This is a genomic window from Herbidospora sp. RD11066, from assembly GCF_054661255.1.
Map to the genome: position 1 here is coordinate 984,746 of NZ_BAAGDO010000001.1, position 24,123 is coordinate 1,008,868.

Consider the following 24,123-nt stretch of genomic DNA (forward strand, 5'->3'; position numbering starts at 1 on the left):
TTTCTTGCACTTTCATGTGGCCCACGCCACACCTGCCGCTTGGAAAAGGACGCAGGCCTATGAACATCCCCCGCCGCAAGGTCGCGCTGGCCTGCGCGACCGCCGCCTTCGCGGCGACGGCTCTTGCGGGTTGCGGAAGCGACTCGGAAACGACGTCGACCGGTGCAAAAGCCCTGGAAATCGTCTACTGGAACTACGGCCCCGCCGCTGAGAGCGGCAACAAGGCCACCGCGGACGCCTTCACGAAGGCCCACCCCGACACCAAGGTCACCCTCACCCCCGTCACCGGGGAGAACTGGGGCACCTACTACGCGAACGTCGCCACGCTGATCGCCTCGGGCAAGAAGCCCGACCTCATGGTGATCTCCGGTGAGGGCGCCCAGTTCGTCCACAGCAACAATCTCGTGAAACCGATCAACGAATACCTGGAGAAGGACGCCGGGGCCAAGGCCATCACCGACGACATCGCCAAGGGACTCATCGACGGTTTCACCGTCAAGGGCGACGTCGTCACGCTGAGCTACGGCTGGAACGACATGGTCGTCTACTACAACACCGACGTCTTCAAGAAGGCCGGCGTCGAACCGCCCAAGGCCGACTGGACCTGGGACGACTTCAAGGCGACCGCCAAGAAGCTGAGCGTCGACACCAACGGCGACGGCACCAACGACCAATACGGCTTCACCTGGGCCAGCAACGAGATCTTCCCCGGCATCATGCCGTGGGTCGCCAACGCCGGCGGCAACCTGGTCACCGACGACGTGTGCCAGGCCACCGCCGACTCACCGCAGGTCAACAAGGCCGTGACGTTCCTCAACGACCTGATCAAAGAAGGCGTGGCCCCGGCCCCGATGCCGATGAGCGACGTCTTCACCCGCTTCCAGAACGGCCAGATCGCCATGTTCGGCGCGGGCCGGTGGCCGATCGCCACCTTCCTGCCCGCCGGGTTCAAGAGCTTCGACATCCAGCTCTACCCGAAGGGCGACACGTACAAGACGGTCTTCGGCGGCGCCGGATATCCGATCCTGAAGTCGTCGCAGAACCCCGACCTGGCCTGGGAATACCAGAAGTTCACGGTCAGCGACGAGATCGAGAAGGGCTACGTCGGCACCCCCGACAAGCCCGGCGACTCGATCCCGTCCCGGCGTTCGGTGGCCAACACGATCTCCGAGGTCGGCGTGCCCCCCGCCAACAGCAAGCTCTACTACGACAGCATCGACAACTACCCGACGCTCGTGCCCTACCCGGCCCCGGCCAAGTACAGCACGTTCGAATCGACCGTCCTGCGCCACCTGCAGCAGATCTTCGCCGGGGAGACCCCCGTCGCCGACGGCCTGACGGCCCTGCAGGGCGAACTCACGGGCATCGTCACCTGCTGAGCGACCGGGTCCGGCCCCTGAACCCGGACCCGGTTCCCCTCCTCAAGGCGGACCACTTTGACCACCAACACCCACGCGCCGACCCGCCCCGGTTCACTCGCCGGGACGGGTCGCGCGACCACCGCGAACCACCCGCCCACCCGTCCCACAGGCACGGCCGCCGCTACCGCGAGGCCCTCCCGCACTCCAGGTGAGGCTGGCCGGTGAGTACCAAACACGCGCAGGTCAGGACCCGGGGAGACGGGGCTGCGGCGCTGGCCTTTCTGACCCCGTCGATCCTCACGTTTCTCGTGTTCGTGCTGGCGCCGACCATCGGGGTGCTGATTCTCAGCTTCTTCGACTGGAACCTGCTCAGCGACGGCACCTTCGCCGGGCTGGACAATTTCCGGCGGCTGTTCACCGACGAGCGGCTGCTCGGGGTCTACGGCTCGACGACGTACATGGCGCTGGTGATCCTGGCCGTGAACGTCGTGCTCGGGCTGCTGCTCGCGGTGCTGCTGGAGACCAGGATGCCGCGCTGGCTGCGGGCGTTCTTCCGGCTGTCGTTCCTGTTCCCGTTCGTCGTGTCGGCCTCGGCCGTGGCGCTGATCTGGCGGTTCCTGCTCAACAAGGACCTCGGCCTGGTCAACTACGTGCTCGGCCTGACCGGCCTCGACCGGATCGACTGGCTCGGCAGCTCCACGTGGGCGCCGCTGTCGGTGATCATGGTCAACTCGTGGAAGACGATCGGGTTCTCGATCCTCGTCTACATCGCCGGTCTGCAATCGATCCCGAAGCAGCTGCGCGAGGCAGCGATCGTCGACGGCGCCGGCGCCTGGACCCGCTTCTGGCGCATCACGTTCCCGCTGCTCTCGCCGACCATCTTCTTCCTCGTCGTGATCAACACCATCAACTCCTTCCAGATCTTCGCCGAACCCCGGGTCCTCACCCAGGGCGGCCCGGGCGACTCCAGCCGCACGATCGTCGAATACCTCTACGACCGCGCCTTCGGCGACTTCGACCTCGGCTACGCCTCCGCGATCGGCATCACGTTCGCGCTGGTCCTGGTCGTGCTGACCGCCATCCAGTTCTGGTTCTCCCGCAGATGGACCCACTACCAGTGACCCCGCCCGGTCTCTCCGCCTCATCCGCATCCGCCCCCGCGAAAGGAGGACTATGAACACCCGAGTGACACCCGGCCACGTCGCCGCGCGGATCCTGACCTTCGTGATCCTCGTGGTCGCGGCGGTCGCCATCACCGCGCCGTTCCTGTGGATCTTCCGCGGCGCCTTCTCGGGGTCCGACGCCGAGCTCTACCGCCTGCCGCCGACGTTCCACGCGGACAACCTGACGCTGGACAACTTCGGCAAGGTGACCGAACAGGTGCCGTACTTCCGGTTCTTCCTGAACTCGGTGATCGTGTCGGGAACCGTGACGATCGCCCAGCTCATCACCTGTTCGACCGCCGCCTACGCGTTCGCGCGGCTGCGGTTCCGGGGCAAGGGCGTGCTGTTCGCCGTGGTGATCGGGTCGCTGATGATCCCGATCCAGGTGACGATCGTGCCGCTGTTCCTCGTCATGTCGAAGATCGGGATGACCAACTCGCTGTGGGCGCTCATCTTCCCGGGCATCTTCTCCGCGTTCGGGATCTTCCTCCTCAGACAGCACTTCATGGCGCTCCCGTACGAGCTGGAAGAGGCCGCCAAGATCGACGGCGCCTCCCGTTTCCACACGTTCGCGCGCATCATCCTGCCGCTGTCGGGCCCGTCGATCGCCACCCTGGGCATCCTCTGTTTCACGTACTGGTGGAACGACCTGCTGCTCCCGCTGGTGATGATCTCCGACACGGAGAAGCAGACCCTGCCCGTCGGCCTGGTCCTCCTGGCCGGACGCTTCTCCACCGGGTCCCTCGGCACCATCGCCGCCGGGATCGCGATGGCCATCGTGCCCGTATTGATCGTTTTCATCGCGGCCCAGCGCTACATCGTCCAGTCGATCGCCTCGAGCGGACTGAAACTCTGATGGCCGCGTTCACGAGATCCGTGCGTGGATCGCAGGGGATTCGCCTTCATGCGGTCGATGTTCTGACAGCGCCGGAGGTCCGCACGGTCGGGCGGGGGTGGAAGCTCTGATGACCACGTTTCTGAAACCCGCGCTGCTGCTGTTCTGGCGGGAGCTGCCTCGGGCGGTCGTCGCCGGGTTGTTCTTTCTCGCCGCGTTGGTGCCGCTGATCGTTTCGTGGATGATCCACGCGCCCTCGTGGATGATCGCGCTGGCCACCCTTCCGCCGTCGCTGGCCCTCACCTCCGTCGCCCGGTTCTGCGCACTGGTCGCGCGGGGTGAGGGTCCGCGGCTGGCTGAGCTGCGGAGATTCGATCCGGTCCTCGGGCTGTTCGTCGCGGGGTGCGTGGTGCTGACCGGCGTCACGGTGGTCGCGGGCGCGCTGGCGATGATCGTGCTTCCGTACGCCCTCGCCTACGGCACCCTTCGCGACAAGCCCGGCCTGAAGGCGATCAGGGGCGGCGCCATTCTGGTCGCTTTCAAGCCGCTCTGGGCGCTCACGATCGTCGCGCTCCACTGGCTCGGCGGGTTCGCCGCGGCCGCGTCCACCGGGGTCCTCGCGGTGGTCGTCGTGCCGTTGCTGCTGGTCGTGACGGCCACGCAGACGATCGGGCTGCTGCACGAGATCGACACCCTCCAGAGCAGGACATGGCCGGCCCGAAGATGACGATCTACCAGGTGGCCGCCCATGCCGGGGTGTCGGCGGCCACCGTCAGCCGGGTCATCAACGGGGCCCGGGTCTCGGCCGAGACCGAACGCAGGGTCAGGGCGTCCATGGCCGAGCTGAACTTCACCCCCAGCCGTACCGCCCGCCGCCTGCGCGGCAGGTATTCCGAGGTCATCGCCCTGATCATCCCCGACGTGGAGAACCCGTTCTTCACCGCGCTGGCGCGTGGCGTGGAGAACCGGGCCCGCACCGGCGGCTATTCGGTCGTCCTGTGCAACACCGACGACGATCCGGAGCGCGAGCAGACGTACATGGACATCGCGCTGGCCGAGCACATGGCCGGAGTGCTGATCGCGCCCGCCGACGGCGCCAGTGACGTGGGGAAACTCATCGCCCACGGCGTGCCGGTGGTCGCCGTCGACCGCAGCCTGAACCGTCCCGACGTGGACGCGGTCACCGTCGACAACCGCGCGGGCGGTTTCACCGCAGCCTCCGCGCTGTTCGCGGCCGGTTTCTCCCGCGTCGCGTGCATCACCGGCCCGCGCACGGTCGAGACGGCGGTGTCACGGATGGAGGGGTGGCGGGCGGCGGGAGCCAGGCGCGGCGTGCCCGGTGACCGGCTGCTGCGCTACGCCGACTACCGCGTCGACGGAGGCCGCGCCGCCATGCGCGACCTGCTGGAACTGCACGAACCGCCCGACGCCGTGGTGGTCGCCAACAACCTGATGGCGGCCGGAGCCCTCGACGTCCTGCACGAACGCGGCCTGACCCCGCCCCGATTCGGCCTGGCCGTATTCGGTGACCTTCCTTATGCGTCGTTCGAACGGCAGGGCGTGCGGGTCGTCGACCTGCCCGCCCGCAACCTCGGCGAGGCGGCGGCGGCCCTGCTGCTCACCCGCATCGCCGGCGACGACGGCCCCGCGCGCACGGTCATCCTGCGCGACACCAACACCCGGGAGCGGCTGTGACGTTGTTCTTCGGTGTCGACATCGGCACCTCGTCGACCAAGGGAGTCCTGGTCGACGGCTCGGGAACGGTCCTTTCCTCGTCCGTACGAGAACACAGGGTCGCCCGCCCCCATCCCGGACACGTGGAGATGGACGGCGAGATCTGGTGGGCCGAATTCGTCTCCCTGGCCGAGGAGCTGACGTCCGGGCGGGAGATCACCGCCGTCGGCGTGAGCGGCATGGGCCCCTGCGCCCTCCTCACCGACGACGACGGCACCCCCCTGCGCCCGGCGATCCTGTACGGCGTCGACACCCGCGCGTCCGAAGAGATCATCGCCCTGAACGAGGAACTCGGCGGCCCTGAAACCATCCTGGCCCGCTGCGGCTCGGTGCTGTCGTCGCAGGCCGTCGGCCCGAAGCTGCGCTGGGTCGCCACGCATGAACCGGACGTCTGGGCCCGCACCCGGCGCCTGTTCATGCCCGCGTCGTGGCTCCTCTACCGCCTGACCGGCGCATACGCCCTCGACCACCACTCGGCCAGCCAGTGCACCCCCATGTACGACGGCACCGGCTGGGACCCCACCTGGGCACCCCAGGTCGCCCCCGGCCTGGAACTCCCGCACCTGCGCTGGTCCGACGAGATCGCCGGTTCGGTGAAATCGAATCTGGCGGGCATTTCCGCCGGAACCCCCGTCATCACCGGCTCGATCGACGCCTGGACCGAAGCCGTCAGCGTGGACGCCTGCAACCCCGGCGACCTCATGCTGATGTACGGCACCACGATGTTCCTCATCGCGACGGTGGGCGGCCCACTACGTACACCGACGATGTGGGGAACGGTCGGCGCCTACGCCGGATCCCACAACCTGGCCGGAGGGATGGCGACCTCGGGCGCCATCACCACATGGCTGCGCGACCTGACCGGCGCCGACTACGAGACCCTGCTCGCCGAGGCCGAAACCGCAGGTCCGGGCGCCCACGGGCTGCTGATGCTGCCGTATTTCGCGGGCGAGCGCACCCCCATCCAAGATCCTGACGCCCGGGGAGTCATCGCGGGCCTGACCCTCGGCCACACCCGCGGCGACCTCTACCGGGCAGCCCTCGAAGCGACGGCCTTGGGCGTGCGGCACAACGTCGAAGCCCTGCGAGCCGCAGGCGCCGAGGTTTCACGGGTGATCGCGGTCGGCGGCGGCGTGCGCGGCGGGTTGTGGACGCGGATCGTCAGCGACATCACCGGCCTGCCCCAGATCATCCCCACCGTCACCATCGGCGCCTCCTACGGCGCCGCCTACCTGGCCGCCCGCGCGACGACCGGCGCCGCCATCACCGACTGGAACCCACCCGCCGCCACCGTCACCCCCGTGACGGACCCGGCCTACGACGAGCTCTACACCCTCTACCGCGACCTGTATCCCGCGACCCGCGAGGTGTCCCACGCCCTCGCGGCCCGCGAACGCCGCCTTTCCTCCGGAGGAGCACCCTGATGTACACCTTCCCCCCTGCCACCGAACGCCCGTCCGCCCCACCGAACACCGCCTACCTGATCGCCAGCGGCGACCTGCGCCTGTCGGCCAACCTGGCGGGCTGGCCCACCCAGGTCCAGATGGAAGCCGACGTGACCGCCGCCTTCGCCGACCTCGGCTGGACGGTCGTCCGAGCCAATGGAGTTTCATCAGAAACAGGGCACGGTTTCATCTCCAGCCAGCGCATGGGCCTGGAGGTCTTCAAGACCATCCCGCCCGACGCGCCGCTGATCGTGGCCGAAGCCGTCTGGCAGTACAGCCACCATGTCCTGGCCGGACTCCGCACCCACCGGGGCCCGATCCTGACGGTCGCCAACTTCGAGGGGACCTGGCCCGGCCTGGTCGGCCTGCTCGGACTGAACTCCGGCATGACGAAGATGGGCGTGGAGTACTCGACGATCTGGAGCGTCGACTTCAAGGACGACTGGTTCAAAGCGGGCATCCGCAGCTGGGTCGAGACCGGGACGATCCCGCACGATGCGTCACACGTCCACGACCTGCCCGAACTTGCGGTCAGCGCGGAGCGCGACCTGGGCGTGGCCCTGGCCGGGCAGCTCCTCGCGGACAAGGCGATCATCGGCGTCTTCGACGAGGGCTGCATGGGGATGTACAACGCGATCATCGACGATGAGCTGCTGAACCCGATCGGCATCTACAAGGAACGCCTGTCGCAGAGCGCGTTGTGGGCCGAGATGCTGCGTACACCCGACGAAGAGGCCGACACCGTCGGCGCCTGGCTGCTCGCGCAGGGGATGACCTTCAAGCTGGGCACCGACGAGGCGACGGAGCTGACGGAGGCGCAGCTCAGGTGGCAGTACAAGATGTACATCGCCGCGCTGCGCATCAGCGACGACTACGGTCTGGACGCCGTCGGCATCCAGTACCAGCAGGGCCTCAAGGACCTGTCCCCGGCCTCCGACCTGGCCGAAGGCCTCCTGAACAACGCCTCCCGCCCGCCGGTCACCTCCCGGGATGGTTCCCGCGTTCTCTGGGAGGGCGTTCCGCTTCCGCACTTCAACGAGGCCGACGAGGGCGTCGCCGTCGATGCCCTGATCACCAACCGGATCTGGACGGCGATGGGCCTCGACCCCGCGACGACGCTGCACGATGTGCGGTGGGGGGAGGAGTACGACGGGGAGTTCGTGTGGGTCTTCGAGATCTCGGGCTCGGTTCCGCCGTCACACTTCGAGGGCGGGTACGCGGAGGCGGTCGGGTGGCGGCAGGATCCCGTGTACTTCCCGCTGGGCGGGTCGACGATCAAGGGTGTCTGTAAGCCTGGGGAGATCGTGTGGAGCCGGGTGTTTCTGCAGGGTGGTGCCCTGCACGTTGACCTGGGGCGGGCGTCGGCGGTGTCCCTGCCTGGCGAGGAGACCGAGCGGCGGTCGCTGGCGACGACGCCGGCGTGGCCGATCATGCACGCGGTGTTTCACGGGGTGAGCCGTGATCAGTTCATGGCCCGGCACAAGGCCAACCATCTGAATGTGGCTTATGCGCCTGACGCGGAGACGGCGGACAAGGCGCTGGTGGCGAAGGCGGCGCTGTTCAAGGAGCTCGGAGTGCAGGTGCACATCTGCGGAGACGCGAACCTGGGCTAGCGCTGAGCGGTGGGCCCTGACCGCATTTCGGCCAAGGCCTGCCGCTCGCGTCTTACTAGGGGTTGCGCTGCAAGAACGCGGCGAGCATGTCCCGGATCTCTGTCTGCCCGGCCTGCAGCTTGTCCTGACCGGCTTTGAGATCGTTGATGTCGGCGCGCATGGCGGTCTGTCCGGCCTTGAGTTCGTCGACGTCACTTCGCAGGGTGTTGATGTCGCCACGCATGGAGTCGATGTCACTGCGCATGACGTTGATGTCGGCACGCATGGCCTTCTGTCCGACCTTGAGCGTGTCGATATCGCCGCGCATGGTGTCGATGTCCCCCCGCATGGCATCGACGTCGCTCCGCATGGTGGTGATGTCCCCGCGCATGGCATCGACGTCGCTCCGCATGGTGGTGATATCGCCCCGCATCGTGTCGATATCACCCCGCATCGTGTCGACGTCGCCGCGCAAACCGTCGACGTCGCCCCTCATCGCGTTGAGGGTGTTCTCGATGCGGACTTGGCCCAGGCACATGTTCACGACATCGGTTTTGATGTCGCCGATGTCGATCTTCATGACGGTCACGTCGCCCTGCAGGGTGACGACGCGTTCATCCAGTGCTTGGACGTCTTCGCGGACCCGCCTGACGTTGAAGCGGGTCTCTTTGACGCTGTCGCGGATCACGCCCAGGTCGTCGCGGATGTCGGGGATGTTCAGCTCCGCCCAGATCATGCGCTCGTCGATAGGGCGCTCGGACATGCCGCTCATACTAGTGACCGCCTTCCGTCGAGGTGTGTGCCTGTCCATGGGTGCTCCGCGCATCGAGGCGGCGGACGATGTCGGCCAGCAGCTCCCGAATCTCGGTCTGACCGGCCCGCAGGTGGGTGAGGTGGTCCCGGACGATGTCCATTCCGCCACGGATGACCGGCAGATCGGTCTGGCGGAGAACGCGCACGGTGAGGCGAATCGTGTCCACGTTCCGCTCGATCTCCACCTGACCGGTCCGGAGGATGCCGAGATCGTCTCTGATTCCGGCGGTGTCGTTCCGCACGCCCGTGCAGTCAGCGCAACGGCCGGGCTCCAGAGCGGAAGCCTGCTCATCGATGGGTGCCATGGCAGGCATCCTATGCAGTAAAAGACTGTATAGGTCCGGTACTCGTCTACATTCGTCCAGAGCTTTCCCGTGATTGGATCTTCCGGGTGGACGCACACTTACACCGGGCCGCCTACGACGGCAACGCGCGGGACATCGCCTCCCTCGTCGCGGCCGGAGCCGACGTCGAATCGCTCGACCTCGACGAAACCCCCCTCTGGACCGCCGTCTGCCGCGGCCACCGCGACGTCGCCGAAGCCCTGCTGAAAGCGGGCGCCGACCCGTGGCGCCCCGTCCTGGGCGGCAGGTCAGCCGGAGCGATAGCCCTCACGGGCCCCCTCGGTGACCTGTTCCGCAAGCTCCCCGGTTGCCCGGAGCAGTCCCCCGACCAGGCCCGCCGCCAGGCGGAGGCCGACGCGCTCATCGACCGCTACGCCCAGTGGAACACCTACTGCGGCGAAATGGACGGCTTTGCCTTCATCGCCGGCCTTGACGAGGACTCCGCCATCCGGCGACTCGGCCTGGACCCGGCGGACTGCCCGGTCGTCGGCAGAAACGACTACCAGGAGCAGGCCACCACCAACCCGGGTGGCGAGCTCTGGCTGGGCCGTCCGCCAGGGGCAGAGGGGGTCGCCGTCTACAGCGCCATCAGCTTCGACCCGGGCAGCTCGCACCTCTGGGGCCCGCTGAGTTCCCACGGCCCGGTCGTGAGCACCGCCACAAACATGATCGTGGACAGTTACATCGAGATCTGGCGGGATGGCGCCATGGAGAGGATCTTCCAGTCGCTGCAGGAACCCGGCGACGACACCTCGGAAGAGGAGTGGCTCTGCCGCTTCTACGACCACTCGACTCACAGGCGGGGACTCGCGAGCTGTCTGGCCCTGGGCTCGCTGGTCACCGGGGTAGAGGTCGACGAGGCGTGGCTGTTCGAGGCCCGCAAAAGGCTCGTCATCCCGCAAAAACCCTGATCGAAGTACGACTCTTCGGAGGCCGCGCAAACCGTGCCACCGCCGGTGGCAAAGGGTTGGCCATGTCGCCCGGACTCACCACCGGGTTTCGTCAACGTGATCCACGTCGGAGGGGGCAGGCCCCTCCCTCGTGAAGGGCGTCCGATGACCACCGAGATCAACGCCGACCTCACCGCCGCCGCAGCCGCAGCCGAGCACGCCTCCAGCCTCGGCACCGCCGCGGCACGCAACCTCGCGACGACCACCAAGTCGGTCCCGCAGATGCAGGGCATCTCGTCCCGCTGGCTCCTGAAGATCCTCCCCTGGGTCGAGGTCGCGGGCGGTACCTACCGGGTCAACCGCCGCCTGAGCTACACCATCGGCGACGGCCGCATCCAGTGCATCAAGACGGGCGCCCGAGTCCAGGTCATCCCCCAGGAGCTCGGTGAGTTGCCGCTGCTGAAGGGCTACGCCGACACGGAGGTCCTGGCCGCCCTCGCGGACCGGTTCGTCCAGACCGAGTACGCCGCCGGAGCGATGATCGTCGCCCCCGAGCAGGAAGTGGACCGGTTCCACATCCTGGCCCACGGCAAGGTCGACCGGCTCGGCGCGGGCAAGTACGGTCACCCGGTCAGCCTCGGTGTCCTCTCCGACGGCGCCTATTTCGGTGAGCAGGCGCTCATCGACGAGCACGGCGTCTGGGAGTTCGGGTTCCGCGCCGTCACCCCCTGCGTCCTGCTGTCGCTGACCAAGGAGGCGTTCGCCGAGGTCGCCGACCGGGCGGCCGGGCTCAGGAGTCATCTGGACGCCCGCCTGCACGCCGAGGCCCCCCACACCGACGCCGACGGTGAGGCCGCCATCGAGCTGTCCTCGGGGCACCAGGGCGAGCCGACCCTTCCGCACACCTATGTCGCCTACGAGACCCACCCGCGCGAGTACGAACTCTCCGTCGCCCAGACCGTCCTGCGGGTCCACTCCCGGGTGGCCGATCTGTACAACGAGCCGATGAACCAGGTCGAGCAGCAGCTCCGCCTGACCGTCGAGGCGCTGCGGGAGCGGCAGGAGCACGAGATCATCAACAACCGTGACTTCGGCCTGCTGCACAACGCCGACCACGGTCACCGGATCTCGACCCGCTCCGGGCCGCCCACGCCGGACGACCTCGACGACCTGCTCGCCGTCGTCTGGAAGGAACCCACGGTCTTCCTGGCGCACCCGCACGCCATCGCCGCGTTCGGGCGCGAGTGCTCCAAGCTGGGGCTCTACCCCAGCACGGTCAACATGCTGGGGCGCGAGGTTCCGGCCTGGCGCGGGGTGCCGATCCTCACGTGCAACAAGCTGCCGATCAGTGACACCGGGATCTCGTCCATGATCCTCATGCGGACCGGCGAGGACAACCAGGGGGTCGTGGGGCTGCACCAGACCGGGCTGCCGGACGAGTACGAGCCCGGCCTCAACGTCCGCTTCATGGGCGTCAACGAGCAGGCGATCATCTCCTACCTCGTCAGCGCGTACTACAGCGCGGCCGTGCTGGTGCCCGACGCGCTCGGTGTGCTGGAGAACGTCGAGCTCGGCCACCGGGACTGAGCATGCGGCCCTTCGAGCTGCCCGACTTCTACCGGCCCTGGCCGCCCCGGCTGAACCCGCACGTCGAGGAGGCGCGGGCGCACAACCGCGCCTGGGCCGCCCGGCACGGCCTGATCGACGAGGGCACGTGGGACGCGGCCACCGCCGACTCCATCGACCTGGCGCTGTTCGCCGCCTACTGCTTCCCGGACGCCACCCCGGCTCGGCTCGACCTGCTGACCGACTGGTACTTCTGGGGGTTCTACTTCGACGACTGGTTCCTGCGGCACTACAAGTCGTCCGGTGACGTCGCGGGGGCGGCGGCGTGGCTGGCCGAGGTGCGCGCGTTCATGCCCGCCGACCTGGCGCGGCCGGTGCCGGAGGCGGCCGATCCCGTCCAGGCGACGCTGGCGGAGCTGTGGGCGCGGACCGTGCCGGGCACCACCGAGGAGTGGCGGCGGCGGTTCGGCGACAACACGTTCGCGCAGATGGACGACGCCTTCTGGGAGCTCGGCAACCTGGCCGCCGGGCGCGTACCGAACCCCATCGACTACCTGGAGCGCCGTCGTGGCGCGGGGGCCGGTCGGTGGGTGGCCGACCTGATCGAGCTCGTCAACGGCACCCCGCTTCCTGATCACGTGTGGGCGTCGCGGCCGGTGCAGGTCATGCGGGACACGTTCACCGACGCGCAGGTGCTGCTCAACGACGTCTTCTCCTACCAGCGGGAGACCGAGCACGAGGGCGAGCTCAACAACTTCGTCCTCGTGCTGCGCGAGTTCCTCGGGATGACCCCGCAGGAGGCCGCGGACGCGACCAACGACCTGCTCACGTCCAGGCTGCTGCAGTTCGAGAGCACGCTGCTGACCGAGCTGCCGGATCTGCCGCTGACGCCCGCGGAACGCGTGGCCGTGCTGAATGTCGCCCGGTCGCTGCAGGACGCCAACGCGGGGTCGCACGAGTGGCATCTGCGCTCGTCGCGGTACATGAACGAGGCGACCAGGGGCGCCGACCCGAAGGTGCCGGTGTGGCGGTATCCGACCGGTCTCGGCACCTCGGCGGCCCGGCTGTGGGGGAGCCACCGCCCGGTCGACCGCCGCGCGTCGTTCACCCTGCCGCCCGAGGAGAAGCCGGCGAGAAGCCCCTTCGCCGGTGGGACCCGGACCGCCGCGGCCGACTGGGCACGGCGCATGGGCCTGCCCTATTCGCCGCAGGCGGTGTCGTGGGCGGTCACGGCGCACAACGGCGTATCCCGTGATCGGCTCGAGGTTCTCTCGCAGTGGTACGTCCTCCTCGCCGCCGTCGACACCACCGTCGACCGGCTGTTCAAGGCGCGCGGGGACGTGGCCGGGGGGAGGGCGTTCCTGCGCAGGCTGCCCCTGTTCCTCACCGAGACGGGGCACCGGCCGGTCAACGCCGTCGAACGCGGCCTGGCCGACCTGTGGGGGAGGGCCCCGCTCGACGCGGCCCACTTCGAGCAGCTGCTGGAGACCCGCGAGTGGGAGCTGGGCAACAGCGCCCGCGGCCGGGTGCCCGACCCGGTCGACCATCTCCAGACCCGCCGCGCCGAGCACGCCGGGCTGATGGTCGATCTGGTCCTGTACGGCCTGGGGTTCCCTCCGGCCGAACGGACCGCGCTGGAGGAGTGTTTCGCCGACATCGCGACGGCCCGGCGCGATCTGGTCACGTACAAGGAGAGAATCGCGCTGCCCACCGAGGTCAGCAATGGTGTGCTGGCCCTGCAACGGCTGCTCGAATGCGACCTGCAACTGGCCGCCGACGTGGTCGGTGACCTGCTCACCGCCCGCCGCGCCCAGTTCGACCGCCTCGCCGCCGACGCTCCCGAGGACTACGCGGAGGCGCTGCGCACCTGGCTGGGCGGCGATCTCGGCGAACGTACCCGGCTGGGCATGTCGGGCCTGGGCACGAGAGGAGCACACGCATGGCGACCAGCCTGACCACGGGCGCGGCCCGCACTCTGGCGACGACGACCAAGACCGAACCACAGACGGCGTCGACCACTCCGCGATGGCTGCTCCACCTCCTTGAGTGGAAGGAACTCCCCGGCGGCGCCTACCGGAGAACCAGCACGCTGCGCCGCACGATCGCCCGCCGGGGCAGCTCCCAGCCGGGAGTGGTCGTCGCGGCCGGCCACGTGGGAGAGCCCGAAATTCCCGGCATGTACGTGGAATACGGGCACCCCCCGCGCGAATACGAACTGGCCGCCGCACAGACGATCATGCGCGTCCACCGCCGGGTGGGCGACCTCTACAACCACCCGCACGACCAGTACGACCAGCAGCTCCGGCTCACCCTCGACGCCCTGGCCGAGCGCAAAGAGCTCGACATCGCCCGCGAACTCCTCCAGGCGCCGCCCGACCGCCACCGCATCACCACCCGCGACGGCGCGCCGACCCCGCTCGACCTGGACGACCTCATCTGCAAGCAGACCTCACCCCGCTACCTCCTCGGCCACCCGCGCGCGATCGCCGCGTTCAGCCGTGAGTGCAGCAGGTTCGGCGTCCAGCCCGACGAGGTCGAGTTCGAGGGCAGAAGGGTGCTCGGCTGGCGCGGCCTCCCGTTCCTGCCGTGCGACAAACTGCCCATCGCCGCCGACCACACGACGAGCATCCTCGTCGTCCGCCCGGGGGAGAAGCGGCAGGGCGTCGTGGGCCTGCGGCCGTCGGAGACGCCGGTCGTCAGAGAACTCGGCACCGACCGGCAGGCGGTCACGAGTTACCTGGTCAGCGAGTACTACGCGGTCGCCGTCCTGATTCCCAACGCCGTCTGCGCGCTCGACGGCGTGCAGGTGACGCGTACTTTGACGCACTGAGTATTCCGCCACCGTCGTCACGTCCTTTCCCGCGGAGAGTTTGCATCCCGGCGTGAAAGGACGTGACGGAGATGGAAACCAGGCAGCGGGCCGTGTGGGCCGATGTGGCCAAAGGCGTCTGCATTCTGCTGGTGGTGCTGTGGCACACGGTGAACAAGAGCTATCTGACGATCGAATGGACGTCGGCCGGCCCGTTCCCGGCGCTCTGGGGAATCTTCGGCGACGCCCTGATGACATTACGGATGCCGCTGTTCTTCGCGATCTCCGGAATGTTCGCGTTGAGCGCGTACCGGAAGCCGTGGGGACAGGTCATCCGGTCAAGGGTGGCCAAATTCCTGTACCTCTACCTGGCCTGGATGCTCATCCACACCGCCGTCCTCTGGTTCACCCCGGATTTCGACACCCTGAGCGCCGGAAGCGCCGGTGAATTCGCCGAGCAGTTCTTCGTCACGCCGCCGAACCTCTGGTACCTGTACGCCCTGGCCCTCTATTTCGCCGCGGCCAAACTGCTCAAGCGTGTCCCCGTGCCGATCCTCCTGGGCGCCGCCGCCCTGCTCGCGGTCGTGACAGCCGCCGGCGTCCTCGACACCCCCGGCAACCGCGGCTCACTCCTCCAGAACTTCGTCTTCTTCCTGCTGGGCCTGCACCTGCGCCCCCGCGCCGAGCGCCTCGCGGAGACCACGACGTGGCGCCGCACCGGCCTCATCGCCCTCGTGTACGGAACCGCCCTCGCCGCCATGCTCCTGCTGTCGGCCCAGCGGATCCCGACCGTCTGGACCCTGGTCTCCCTGTTGGCCCTGGTCTTCGGCCTCTCGGCCGCCCCGCTCCTCGGCCGGATCGCCCTGATCGGCGACGGCCTGGCCTGGCTGGGCCGGCGCACCCTCCCGATCTACGTGATCCACATGCCGCTGCTGGCCCTGCTGCACACGGGAGTGTCCGGCCTGCTGGGCGAGGCCCCGCTGATCGTGGCCGCGCTCTACCCGGCCCTGGTGACCGCCGCCCTGGTCGCCGCCTGCCTGCTGATCGACAGGGTGCTCCCGGCCTGGCTGAGCGACCTGCCTCAGGCCGTGAGCCGCGACCGGTGGCGTTCGACCAGGAACCGGGTCGCGAAGGTCAACGGTGCTTCGAGGGCCTCGTCGAGGGTCAGCCACTGATAGACGTCGCCCTCGTCCTCGTCGAGGGCGACCGGGGGTTCGGTGCCCACGGTCGTCAGGTAGGTGTGCCAGACGTGGCCGTCGGCGCCCCGGCGGCACAGGTCGCCGTCGATCGGTTCGGTGGCGATCGGTGTCAGGGACAGGGCGCGCAGGCCCGTCTCCTCCTGGAGTTCCCGGGCCGCGCTCGCTGCGGGTTCCTCGCCCCGCTCGACGTGTCCGGCCGGGACCGTCAGGGCGTAGGGGAAGGCGATGCGGTTGAAGAACAGGAACCGGCCCGACGGGTCGCGGACGAAGACCCCCGCCGTCTCGTGCCACAGGCGGAGCGCGGAGTCGACCACGAGGCAGCGGTCGGCGACCTCGCCGCAGGTGGCGCAGCGGCAGCGGGTGCGGCCGGCCTCGGTGATCCACTCGACGGTCTCGGCATCGCAGTTCAGGCAGTATTCGTGACGCATAAGGCGTGCCGTACCCCTCGGATTCCGGACCGTTTCGGCGGCGACACCGGCAATCATGGCAGGAAATCCCGCCGGGCGGCCGTCTTGACGAAAATCACGATCAATGCAGGACGTTTATCGGTCACGGGTCAATTGGCGGAGGGCCGATTTCGGCCCATCTCCCTTTCGGAACGGCCTCGACGTGCACGGGCGGGGGTGATTCGGTAAGCCGCAGGCGCACGAAGTAGACGCCGACATCCGACGGGAGCGCCGCGCATGATCAAGACGACCAGGAATACGACGAACGACGAGGACGAGGAGTTCGAAGAACCCCTTCCGTTACTCGACCTGGCCAGGACCGAGGGCTTCGAGACCTTCGCCGAGCGGATCAACGAGGACGACGAACTCGCCCGGTCGTTGAAGGATCAGTGGGGTGTCGACGACCTCAACAGCGAGAAGGGCTACCAGGCCTGGTTGCGCGAGGTCCACGGCGTCGGCAGGGCCACCACCCCCGGCGAACTCCTCAAGGCGCTGGAGGACGTGCCCCACCAGGACGACCCCACCGCCGTCTGGAAGGCCGTCGCCCGCCTGATGGGCTTCGCCCCGAACACCGCCTCGGCGGAGAAGATCCTGGCCGGGACGGTCGTCAGCCACCTCATGGACGCCGACGAGGCCGTCCGCGGCCAGATCGAGGAGTTCTTCGGCGCCCTCGGCGAGGACCTCGACGCGTACGACCTGGAGCTGGCCCGGGAGGGCGGTCTCGCCCTGTTCGGCGACCCGGCGACCGACGAGCCCGTGGTCGCGCGCACCGTCCAGAAGGACAGGATCAGGGCGGCCACCGCCACGCGGCTGCGGCAGATCAAAGACGGCCTGGTCTCGGGGGTCAGGGTCGACACCGCCGAACAGCGGTCGCTCGACCGGCTGGCCTGGGTGCTGGCCAATCTGAAGGCCAGCCGCGAGTGCGTGGCCGTGGTGACGATGCTGGAGAACGAGATCCGGCTGTTCGCCAACTCGGCCGACGCGCGGCTCGGCCCCGACTTCAAGCGGCTCTTCGACGCGGCGATGGCGGGGCAGCGCAGGGCCTCCAAGGAGATCAGCGCCATGTTCGACGAGATGGTCGGCCAGAAGCTGGAGGTCCGGGTCGTGCAGAAGGACGGGCTGCCCGCCGATGTGCTGCGCCGGGGCGAGCGGCGGCTCCGCAAGACGCTCAACTACCTGGCCTCCCTGGAGAAGGAGTGGGACGACCTGCGGGTGATGACCCACGAGGCGGCGCGCGGGAAGAAGATCCACGCGGAGACGCAGGCCGGTGACGTGATGCTGCGCCAGCGCGCCAAGTCCCTCGGCGACCAGGCGGGGTGGTCCGACGACGACGACCTCGACAAGCGCGAGGTGGCCCTGCAGGACAAGATCGACGATGGGAGACGGGCCCGGCTCTCCCGGCGGGTCGCCGATGCCAGGATCGCGATCGGCATCTCCAAGCTGTGCTGCTTCAAGTGCTGGCTCATGATCCAGGCGCTCCGCGCCAAGGACATCAACCTGGCGCCGTCGGGCACCCACGCCAAGACCTACGGCGCGGGCTGGCCGGCGCCCGCCAGCCTGTCCAAGCCGTCGCTGCTGCGTGCCTTCCTGCAGATCCCGGCGAAGGCGAAGGACCGCACTCCGAACGACGAGTTCCTCCTGGAGTCGATGAAGACCGCCGACGGCCGGGCGGCGATCATCACGGAGATCGTCTCCTACACCGACAAGGGCCAGCTGGAGTCCGGCTACGACTCCAGCGAGGACGAGAGCACGGTCAAGCTCTCCCTCTGGAAGAACTACTACGGGGACGACGAATCCTCCTCGGAAGAGGAGGAGGTGAAGACGCCGGTCAAGAAGGCCGCGCAGCCGAAGAAGATCGTCAAGAGGCCGGTGGAGAAGAAGCCGCTCCCGAAGCGGAAGGAGCCGGAGCCGGAGTCCTCGGCCAGCGAGCAGGAACAGAACGATTCGAGCGACGACGAATTCGTCGCCACCAACCGCAACAACGCGCAGAGCGCCGACACCACGCCGCGCCGGTCCTCCCGGCTGAGCGGCGCCAAGCTGCCCACCCTGGTCGGTGTCGCCTACCCGGTGGACGCCGACGACGAGATGGAGGAGAAGGAGACGAAGTCGGCGCGGTTCGGCAAGCGCAAGATCAGCGGGGGAAACGGGCGCACCGATCCGACCAAGCGTTCGCGGGTCAAGAAGAAGAAATAGCGCTAGCGGTAGATCAGCCGGAGCGTGTCGTCGACCGCGTCGTAGACGGCCTGGATCGGCAGGCGGCCCATGATCCAGCCGCGGAGTCCCTGGTCGGCGACCGCCCGCAGCGTCGAGACGACGGCCTCGTCCGCCTCGGGCGCGGCCGTGCGCATGACGTCGGTGAACAGGGCGTCGAGGGAGGTGTAGATCTCGGCGGCCCTGGGGTCGGGGGTGGTCTGCAGGACGATCATCAGCCGGTAGAACTGCGGCTGCATCTGGAACGCGCGGATCGTGTGGTGCACGACCGACCGTAAGCGGTCGCCCTCGGTCCCGTCGGGCCGGGGGAGGCGGTCGAGTTTGCGCCTGAGGCCGTCCTGCCACTCGGTGAAGACGGCCGCGAACAGGTGTTCCTTCGAGGTGAAGTAGCGGTAGAGCGTGCCGAGCGCGACCTCGGCGTCCCTGGCGACGTCGGAGACCTTGATCTTGTCGTAGTCGCCCGCGGACAGGCCGCGCAGGGCGGTCCTGACGATGCGCGCCCGGCGTTCCCGCTGGTCCTTGCGGAGCAGATCCGGCTGGCCCGGTACGTCGGTGACCATCGCGCTCCTGATCAGGTGGGACATATCCGGCCCAGCGTACAACTCCGGATGATCATGATTCCGGAAAACGGTCTTGTTGTACTGTGTGACGCACAGTACTGTGTGGAGCATCATGGAACTCGAACTCAGGCGAGGCGTGATCGTGCTGGCGGTCCTCTCCCAGCTCGGCGGCTTCCGCTACGGCTACGAACTGCGCCAGGCGCTGGCCGAGCAGGGCATGGCGATCGAAGAGGGCACCCTCTATCCGCTGCTGCGGCGGCTGGAGACCCAGGGCGCGCTGATCAGCGAGTGGCGCACCGACGGCGGCTCACCCCGCCGCTACTACACCCTCAGCGACGACGGCCGGGAGCAGCTCGGCCGGCTGGCCCGCTCCTGGCGGGACCTCACCGTCACCATGGACAAGCTTCTCGAAGGGGCGTAGATGAACGCCAACGAACTCATCGACACCTATGTCGCCGACGTCGCGAAGCGCCTGCCGCGCGGCCAGCGCGCCGACGTGGCCGCCGAACTGCGCACCATCCTGCTCGACGAACTGGGGGAGCGCACCGAGACGGCCGACGCCCGCCGGGTCGTCGACGCCTTCGGCCGCCCGGCGGAGGCGGCGGCCCGCTACCGGCCCCCGCTGGTGGTGCTCGACCCGGCCGACTCGCGGTCGTTCCTGCTCTGGTCGGCGATCGGGCTCGCTGTCATCTGGGTGCTGGGCGCGCTCGACGTCGCCGCCAACCCGACGCCGAACCCGGCGATCGCCGACTGGTGGCTGGGCGTCGCGATCCCGTCGCTGTGGTGGCCGGGCCTGCTGATCACTATGTTCGCGCTGGCGTCGTACACGAGAAGGCGCTGGCCGCAGACCGCGCGGTGGAGGCCGCGCCAGCCCGAGGCCGATGAGATCAACCGCACGGGCAACGTCGCCGCCCTCGTCTTCTTCGTCTGCGGCACGGTCGCCCTGGTCAACCCGGGGCACGTCTTCCCTTGGCTCACCTACCACCCGGAGTTCCTCGGGCTGAGGGCGACCGCCGTCCTGGCGCTGATGATCTCTTCTCTGGTCCTGTACGCCGCCGTCATCACCGCCGGTCGCTGGACCACGGTCACCCGGCGGATCGCCATCGTGCTCGACCTGGTGTTCGCGGTGGTGCTGACCTGGGTCGTGACCACCGGCCGCGTCTTCACCGAGATCCGGGCCGACGAACTCATGTGGCCCGTCCTGGCCGGACTCCTGCTGGTCTTCGCGCTCGACGTCACCTGGAAAGTGCGGCGCGAGCGCCGCTAGAGGCCCAGCTCCGGGTGTACGCATCCACGAGCCACGCGTCTGCCCGAGCCTCGTCCGGATGCTCGGGCAGCACGCTGTCCGGAATGAGCTCGGCCAGCCGCCGCTCCAGTTCGAAAGCCATCGCGAGCGCCTCCTCGCGGTCGATCTCCCCGGTGCGGATGGCGATGATCACGTCCCGCTGCGGCATCGGCAGCGTGATCCGGCCGGTCTCCAGCAGTTCGGCGCCCTGGAGGCCGAGCCGGACCATGTGCCCGGCCGACTTCGGGCTCTGGCTGCGCTGCCGCTGCGCCCGCAGATAGCCGATGAACCGGTCGCCGGCCCGCCGCGACAGCAGGAACGAAGGCCCCTCGGCCAGCAGCTCCGCCCCGAGTTCGGTCACCCGGGCGTCGGGCGCGAACAGGGCCAGCAGTACGGTCGGGTTGCCGTCGAGGGCGAGGCGCATCCATTTGCGCAGGCCGTAGACGGTCAGGTCGAGGTCGCCCGGCCGCGACTTCTCTCCTTCGGGCACCGACCGGTGGATGTACTGCTCGAAGGTCCGCAGCCCGATCACGTATTCGGGCGGTTCGACGCAGATGCCCAGCTCGTCGCGGTCGCTCGTGTCGCCGAGCGAGGTCCCGTGGAGGCGGGAGCCGATCTCGCAGCGCAGGATCGAGTGCTCCTCCGCGATGGCGGCGAATTCGGGGGTGGAATGTCGGGTCCATCCGGTCATGGAGGCAAGCATGGCCCGGCTCGTGGAAGGACGACGATCGTCGTAGTACGATGAGTCTCGAACTAGATGGAATGAGGAAACCATGCTGTTCGAGCCCCTGACGTTGCGGTCGCTGACCTTCCCCAACCGGGTCTGGATGTCACCGATGTGCCAATACTCGGCCGCGGTCGACGGGCCGGACATCGGCGCCCCCCACGACTGGCACTTCGCCCACCTGGCCGCCCGCGCCGTCGGCGGAGCCGGGCTGGTGATGGCCGAGGCGACCGCCGTCTCCGCCGAGGGCCGCATCAGCCCGGCCGACACGGGCCTGTGGACCGACCGGCAGGAGGAGGCCTGGGAGCGGATCACCCGTTTCGTCGCCGCCCAGGGCGCGGTCCCCGCCATCCAGCTCGCGCACGCCGGGCGCAAGGCGTCCACCGACCGGCCCTGGAACGGCGGGGGAGCGCTCGCCCCCGGCGACGGCGGCTGGACCCCGGTCGGCCCCAGCCCGGTCCCGTTCTCCGACGCCCACCCCACACCGGCGGAGCTGACCCCGGCCGAGATCGGCAAGCTCGTCGAGGCGTTCGCCACCTCGGCGGAACGCGCGCTGCGGGCCGGGTTCCGGGTGGTCGAAATCCACGGCGCCCACGGCTACCTGATCCACGAGTTCCTCTCCCCGCACAGCAACCGCCGCACCGACTCCTACGGCGGCACCTTCGAGAACCGGGCCCGCTTCGGCCTCGAAGTGGTCGACGCCGTGCGCGCGGTCTGGCCGCAGGAGCTGCCGCTGCTGTTCCGGGTGTCGGCCACCGACTGGCTGCCCGAGGGCGAACCGGCGTGGACGCCCGATCAGACCGTGATGCTCGCCGCCGAACTGGCGGCGCGCGGCGTCGACCTGATCGACGTGTCGAGCGGCGGCAACGCGGTCACCCAGCAGATTCCGCTCGGGCCCGGCTACCAGGTGCCCCTCGCGCAGCGGGTCAGGGCCGAGGCCGGGGTGCCGGTCGCGGCGGTCGGGCTGATCACCGAGCCCGAGCAGGCCGAGCAGATCGTCGCCACCGGCCAGGCCGACGCGGTGTTCCTCGGCCGGGCGCTGCTGCGCGACCCCTACTGGCCGGCCAGGGCCTCGGCTAACTGGCCCGCGCAGTATCGCCGCGGGGCTCCCGCACCGCGCGGATGACGCTGTCGAGCAGACCGGGGAACCGCAGGTCGAGATCGGCCCGGCGCAGGCCGTTGAGCTTCGAGGTGCCGCGGTAGACCTGGGTGATCACCCCGGCCTCGCGCAGCACGCGGTAGTGGTGGGTCGTCGTCGACTTGCTGACGGCCAGGTCGATGGCCGAGCAGGGCACCTCCGTGCCCGACGCGGCGAGGAACCGCACGATCTCCAGGCGCGCCGGATCGGCCAGCGCGTGCAGCACCTCTTCGAGCCGGATCTCCTCGGCCGGTGGGTGTTCCAGGACTCTCGGCGTCATCCCCCGATGATAATCCGATGAACGTCGGACTATCGATGCGGACGGCCGAAAACCGTCACGAAGCGTCGGAGGCGGGGCACAGGACGAACCTGTGCCCCGTCCGGTGAAGATCTCAGAAAAGCGCCCTGGTGCTGCCTGTCGACCACCTCCTTCCGTACGCCGGGATCAGGCGGCCAGGAAGCCCGTGAGCCGCCGGGTCAGCGCCGGTCCCGCCTCGGCCAGCGGGGTGTTCCCCGCGCCGGGCACCTCCAGGTAGTCGACGGGAGCCGGCACGAGTTCGCGCAGCCGCCGCGACCTGGCCACCGGGACCACCGGGTCGTCGGCGCCGTGGATCACCATCAGCGGCGGCCGCAGCCGGGGGACCAGCGGCGTCAGCTCGGAGGCGACGTCGGGGGCCACCACCGCGCAGCGGGCCCAGCGGGCCGGTTCGGTCGCGTAGGCGAGCAGGGCCAGATGGCCGCCGTGGCCGACGCCGTAGAGCGCGGGCCGCCCGCCGATCGCGCGGGCGATCCGCCGGACCGCCTCCAGGTCGAGCGCCTCCGGACCCGGCGCGACCACCGCGATCCCGGCCGCCGCCATGGCCGCGTACACGGCGTCGTAGGCGAACCGACCCGCCCCGCCGAGCGCCACCACGACCCGCCCGGCGTCGCGCCACTTCCCGTACGTCACCGCCTCGATCCCCGCCACCGACTCCACCCGCGACTCCACGGGCCGGGCCGGCGGATCGAGCCGCACGCCGTCGGGGCTGACCGTCAGCACAGAACCGGGCGCCCCCGGCGAGTTGAACGGCACCCGCACCAGCCCGCCGTCGAAGCCCGCGGCCTCACCCAGCGTCCCGTCGGGGATCGCGGGCTCGGCGACCTCGCCGGTCGACGGCGTGAAGATCGCCAGCCGCGAGCGGGACCCCCGCTCCACCCGCAGCGCGATCCGCGAGCCGTCCCCGCCGAGCGGGTCGGCCTGCCCGGAGAGCACGGGACGCCCCCGCCACCGCAGCTCGGGGGACTGGCCGGTCGGCATCCCGACCAGCCCCCCGGCCAGGATGCGGGCGCCGGTGACCGCGCCGGGCATGAGCTCCCACGAGCCGGTCGCCAGGTCGAGCACCACCGGGCCGGGGGCGTGCGGGCGGGTCAGGCCGAGCAGCCGGGGCGCGAGGACCACCCCCGGTCCGCTCGTCCCCGGCGGCAGGGCGGCCACCTTCTCCAGCCCATGAGAGGTCACCCGGTGGACCGCGTCCCCGATCACCAGGTCGCCGGTCAGGTGCATCCAGGGTCCGCGCCCGGCGCTGACGGTCGTCTCGGTCGACTGGCTCACCAGCGAGATCCGGTGGCGTCCGTCGTCGTTGCGGCAGAGCAGCGCGCGCTCGCCGCCGAGCGGTTCGATCCGGGTGGTGACGTCGCAGGCCGAGGCCAGCGGGCGCACCAGCGGGTCGGCACCGGTGAAGTCCCAGACCTCGGGGCGGAACACCTCGCCCTCGTCCAGTGCCAGGCAGGCGGCGTGCCGGCCGTCGGCGGAGAACCGCCAGTTCACCCTCATCGTTCGCCCCGTTCCTCCCGCCCGGGGGACACCGGGCGCCAGGGAACACGATGCTCAGGCCGGCTTGTGGGCGACTTGTGGGTTACTGAAGATCCAGTGGGGCGGGCCATATCCCCTTATCAGGGCAGGTTTTTCTGACCGTTGACGTCCTCTTAGCACACTTGTAACATTCAGCCATCACGGCGCAAGAATCTT

Annotated in this window: 23 protein-coding genes; 16 read left to right on the plus strand and 7 right to left on the minus strand. The window is 69.3% G+C overall.

All coding sequences use genetic code 11. The annotated features are described in order from the left end of the window. Positions 1 to 59 precede the first annotated feature (59 nt). The 7 genes from ACYQ78_RS04555 to ACYQ78_RS04585 all read left to right on the plus strand — a co-directional run bounded on the left by ACYQ78_RS04555 (position 60) and on the right by ACYQ78_RS04585 (position 8,151). Positions 60 to 1,379: an ABC transporter substrate-binding protein gene (locus ACYQ78_RS04555; protein ID WP_459799385.1), complete on the plus strand. Its 1,320-nt coding sequence runs from the start codon at positions 60 to 62 to the stop codon at positions 1,377 to 1,379. Positions 1,380 to 1,582: 203 nt separating this feature from the next. Next, the gene (locus ACYQ78_RS04560; RefSeq protein ID WP_459799386.1) at positions 1,583 to 2,482 is read left to right on the plus strand and encodes a carbohydrate ABC transporter permease; all 900 of its coding nucleotides are present in this window, start codon (positions 1,583 to 1,585) and stop codon (positions 2,480 to 2,482) included. Between the two features lie 52 nt (positions 2,483 to 2,534). Next, positions 2,535 to 3,380, plus strand: coding sequence for a carbohydrate ABC transporter permease (locus ACYQ78_RS04565; protein ID WP_459799387.1), 846 nt, complete (start codon positions 2,535 to 2,537; stop codon positions 3,378 to 3,380). Between the two features lie 109 nt (positions 3,381 to 3,489). Next, complete coding sequence (locus ACYQ78_RS04570; protein WP_459799388.1) at positions 3,490 to 4,086, plus strand: hypothetical protein; 597 nt, start codon at positions 3,490 to 3,492, stop codon at positions 4,084 to 4,086. Beyond that, positions 4,068 to 5,054: a LacI family DNA-binding transcriptional regulator gene (locus ACYQ78_RS04575; protein WP_459799389.1), complete on the plus strand. Its 987-nt coding sequence runs from the start codon at positions 4,068 to 4,070 to the stop codon at positions 5,052 to 5,054. Before ACYQ78_RS04570 ends, ACYQ78_RS04575 begins: the two co-directional genes overlap by 19 nt. Continuing rightward, the gene (locus tag ACYQ78_RS04580) at positions 5,051 to 6,517 is read left to right on the plus strand and encodes an FGGY-family carbohydrate kinase (RefSeq protein WP_459799390.1); all 1,467 of its coding nucleotides are present in this window, start codon (positions 5,051 to 5,053) and stop codon (positions 6,515 to 6,517) included. The genes ACYQ78_RS04575 and ACYQ78_RS04580 overlap by 4 nt, the downstream gene beginning before the upstream one ends. Beyond that, positions 6,517 to 8,151, plus strand: a complete 1,635-nt coding sequence (locus ACYQ78_RS04585) for a hypothetical protein (protein WP_459799391.1) — start codon at positions 6,517 to 6,519, stop codon at positions 8,149 to 8,151. The genes ACYQ78_RS04580 and ACYQ78_RS04585 overlap by 1 nt, the downstream gene beginning before the upstream one ends. A gap of 55 nt (positions 8,152 to 8,206) precedes the next feature. Here ACYQ78_RS04585 and ACYQ78_RS04590 read toward each other — a convergent pair whose 3' ends face one another. Continuing rightward, a complete protein-coding gene (locus ACYQ78_RS04590; protein ID WP_459799392.1) occupies positions 8,207 to 8,893 on the minus strand; it encodes a hypothetical protein in 687 nt (228 codons plus the stop codon). Between the two features lie 10 nt (positions 8,894 to 8,903). Continuing rightward, positions 8,904 to 9,248: a hypothetical protein gene (locus ACYQ78_RS04595; RefSeq protein WP_459799393.1), complete on the minus strand. Its 345-nt coding sequence runs from the start codon at positions 9,246 to 9,248 to the stop codon at positions 8,904 to 8,906. An 86-nt stretch (positions 9,249 to 9,334) separates the two neighbouring features. Here ACYQ78_RS04595 and ACYQ78_RS04600 point away from each other — a divergent pair, with 86 nt between their 5' ends. From ACYQ78_RS04600 to ACYQ78_RS04620, 5 genes are all read left to right on the plus strand, one after another. Continuing rightward, entirely contained in the window at positions 9,335 to 10,198 is an 864-nt protein-coding gene (locus ACYQ78_RS04600; protein ID WP_459799394.1) for an ankyrin repeat domain-containing protein, read from the plus strand. A 144-nt stretch (positions 10,199 to 10,342) separates the two neighbouring features. Beyond that, positions 10,343 to 11,764, plus strand: coding sequence for a family 2B encapsulin nanocompartment shell protein (locus ACYQ78_RS04605; RefSeq protein ID WP_459799395.1), 1,422 nt, complete (start codon positions 10,343 to 10,345; stop codon positions 11,762 to 11,764). A 2-nt stretch (positions 11,765 to 11,766) separates the two neighbouring features. Beyond that, positions 11,767 to 13,698, plus strand: a complete 1,932-nt coding sequence (locus ACYQ78_RS04610) for a terpene synthase family protein (RefSeq protein ID WP_459799396.1) — start codon at positions 11,767 to 11,769, stop codon at positions 13,696 to 13,698. Continuing rightward, positions 13,683 to 14,573: a hypothetical protein gene (locus ACYQ78_RS04615; RefSeq protein ID WP_459799397.1), complete on the plus strand. Its 891-nt coding sequence runs from the start codon at positions 13,683 to 13,685 to the stop codon at positions 14,571 to 14,573. The genes ACYQ78_RS04610 and ACYQ78_RS04615 overlap by 16 nt, the downstream gene beginning before the upstream one ends. Positions 14,574 to 14,644: 71 nt before the next feature. Beyond that, positions 14,645 to 15,727: an acyltransferase family protein gene (locus tag ACYQ78_RS04620; RefSeq protein WP_459799748.1), complete on the plus strand. Its 1,083-nt coding sequence runs from the start codon at positions 14,645 to 14,647 to the stop codon at positions 15,725 to 15,727. Here the strand turns inward: ACYQ78_RS04620 and ACYQ78_RS04625 are convergent. Then, positions 15,634 to 16,179 carry an NUDIX hydrolase gene (locus ACYQ78_RS04625; protein ID WP_459799398.1) on the minus strand — a complete coding sequence of 182 codons (546 nt, stop codon included), beginning with the start codon at positions 16,177 to 16,179 and terminating at the stop codon, positions 15,634 to 15,636. The genes ACYQ78_RS04620 and ACYQ78_RS04625 overlap by 94 nt on opposite strands. Before the next feature lie 255 nt (positions 16,180 to 16,434). Here ACYQ78_RS04625 and ACYQ78_RS04630 point away from each other — a divergent pair, with 255 nt between their 5' ends. Beyond that, complete coding sequence (locus tag ACYQ78_RS04630) at positions 16,435 to 18,390, plus strand: hypothetical protein (protein ID WP_459799399.1); 1,956 nt, start codon at positions 16,435 to 16,437, stop codon at positions 18,388 to 18,390. Between the two features lie 2 nt (positions 18,391 to 18,392). Here ACYQ78_RS04630 and ACYQ78_RS04635 read toward each other — a convergent pair whose 3' ends face one another. Then, positions 18,393 to 18,992, minus strand: a complete 600-nt coding sequence (locus ACYQ78_RS04635) for a TetR/AcrR family transcriptional regulator (RefSeq protein WP_459799400.1) — start codon at positions 18,990 to 18,992, stop codon at positions 18,393 to 18,395. Between the two features lie 88 nt (positions 18,993 to 19,080). On the opposite strand from ACYQ78_RS04635, the gene ACYQ78_RS04640 reads away from it, so the two are divergent. After that, on the plus strand, positions 19,081 to 19,389 hold the full coding sequence (locus ACYQ78_RS04640; RefSeq protein ID WP_459799401.1) for a PadR family transcriptional regulator: 309 nt from the start codon (positions 19,081 to 19,083) through the stop codon (positions 19,387 to 19,389). Continuing rightward, positions 19,390 to 20,235 carry a hypothetical protein gene (locus ACYQ78_RS04645; protein WP_459799402.1) on the plus strand — a complete coding sequence of 282 codons (846 nt, stop codon included), beginning with the start codon at positions 19,390 to 19,392 and terminating at the stop codon, positions 20,233 to 20,235. Here the strand turns inward: ACYQ78_RS04645 and ACYQ78_RS04650 are convergent. Continuing rightward, positions 20,204 to 20,944, minus strand: coding sequence for a nucleotidyltransferase domain-containing protein (locus ACYQ78_RS04650; protein ID WP_459799403.1), 741 nt, complete (start codon positions 20,942 to 20,944; stop codon positions 20,204 to 20,206). The two genes, ACYQ78_RS04645 and ACYQ78_RS04650, sit on opposite strands and share 32 nt — an antisense overlap. 82 nt (positions 20,945 to 21,026) lie before the next feature. Here ACYQ78_RS04650 and ACYQ78_RS04655 point away from each other — a divergent pair, with 82 nt between their 5' ends. After that, on the plus strand, positions 21,027 to 22,103 hold the full coding sequence (locus tag ACYQ78_RS04655) for an NADH:flavin oxidoreductase/NADH oxidase (RefSeq protein WP_459799404.1): 1,077 nt from the start codon (positions 21,027 to 21,029) through the stop codon (positions 22,101 to 22,103). Here ACYQ78_RS04655 and ACYQ78_RS04660 read toward each other — a convergent pair. Together ACYQ78_RS04660 and ACYQ78_RS04665 are read right to left on the minus strand one after the other, a co-directional pair. Continuing rightward, positions 22,054 to 22,395, minus strand: coding sequence for an ArsR/SmtB family transcription factor (locus ACYQ78_RS04660; protein ID WP_459799405.1), 342 nt, complete (start codon positions 22,393 to 22,395; stop codon positions 22,054 to 22,056). The two genes, ACYQ78_RS04655 and ACYQ78_RS04660, sit on opposite strands and share 50 nt — an antisense overlap. A gap of 165 nt (positions 22,396 to 22,560) precedes the next feature. Beyond that, on the minus strand, positions 22,561 to 23,928 hold the full coding sequence (locus ACYQ78_RS04665) for an alpha/beta hydrolase (RefSeq protein ID WP_459799406.1): 1,368 nt from the start codon (positions 23,926 to 23,928) through the stop codon (positions 22,561 to 22,563). Positions 23,929 to 24,123: the final 195 nt, after the last annotated feature.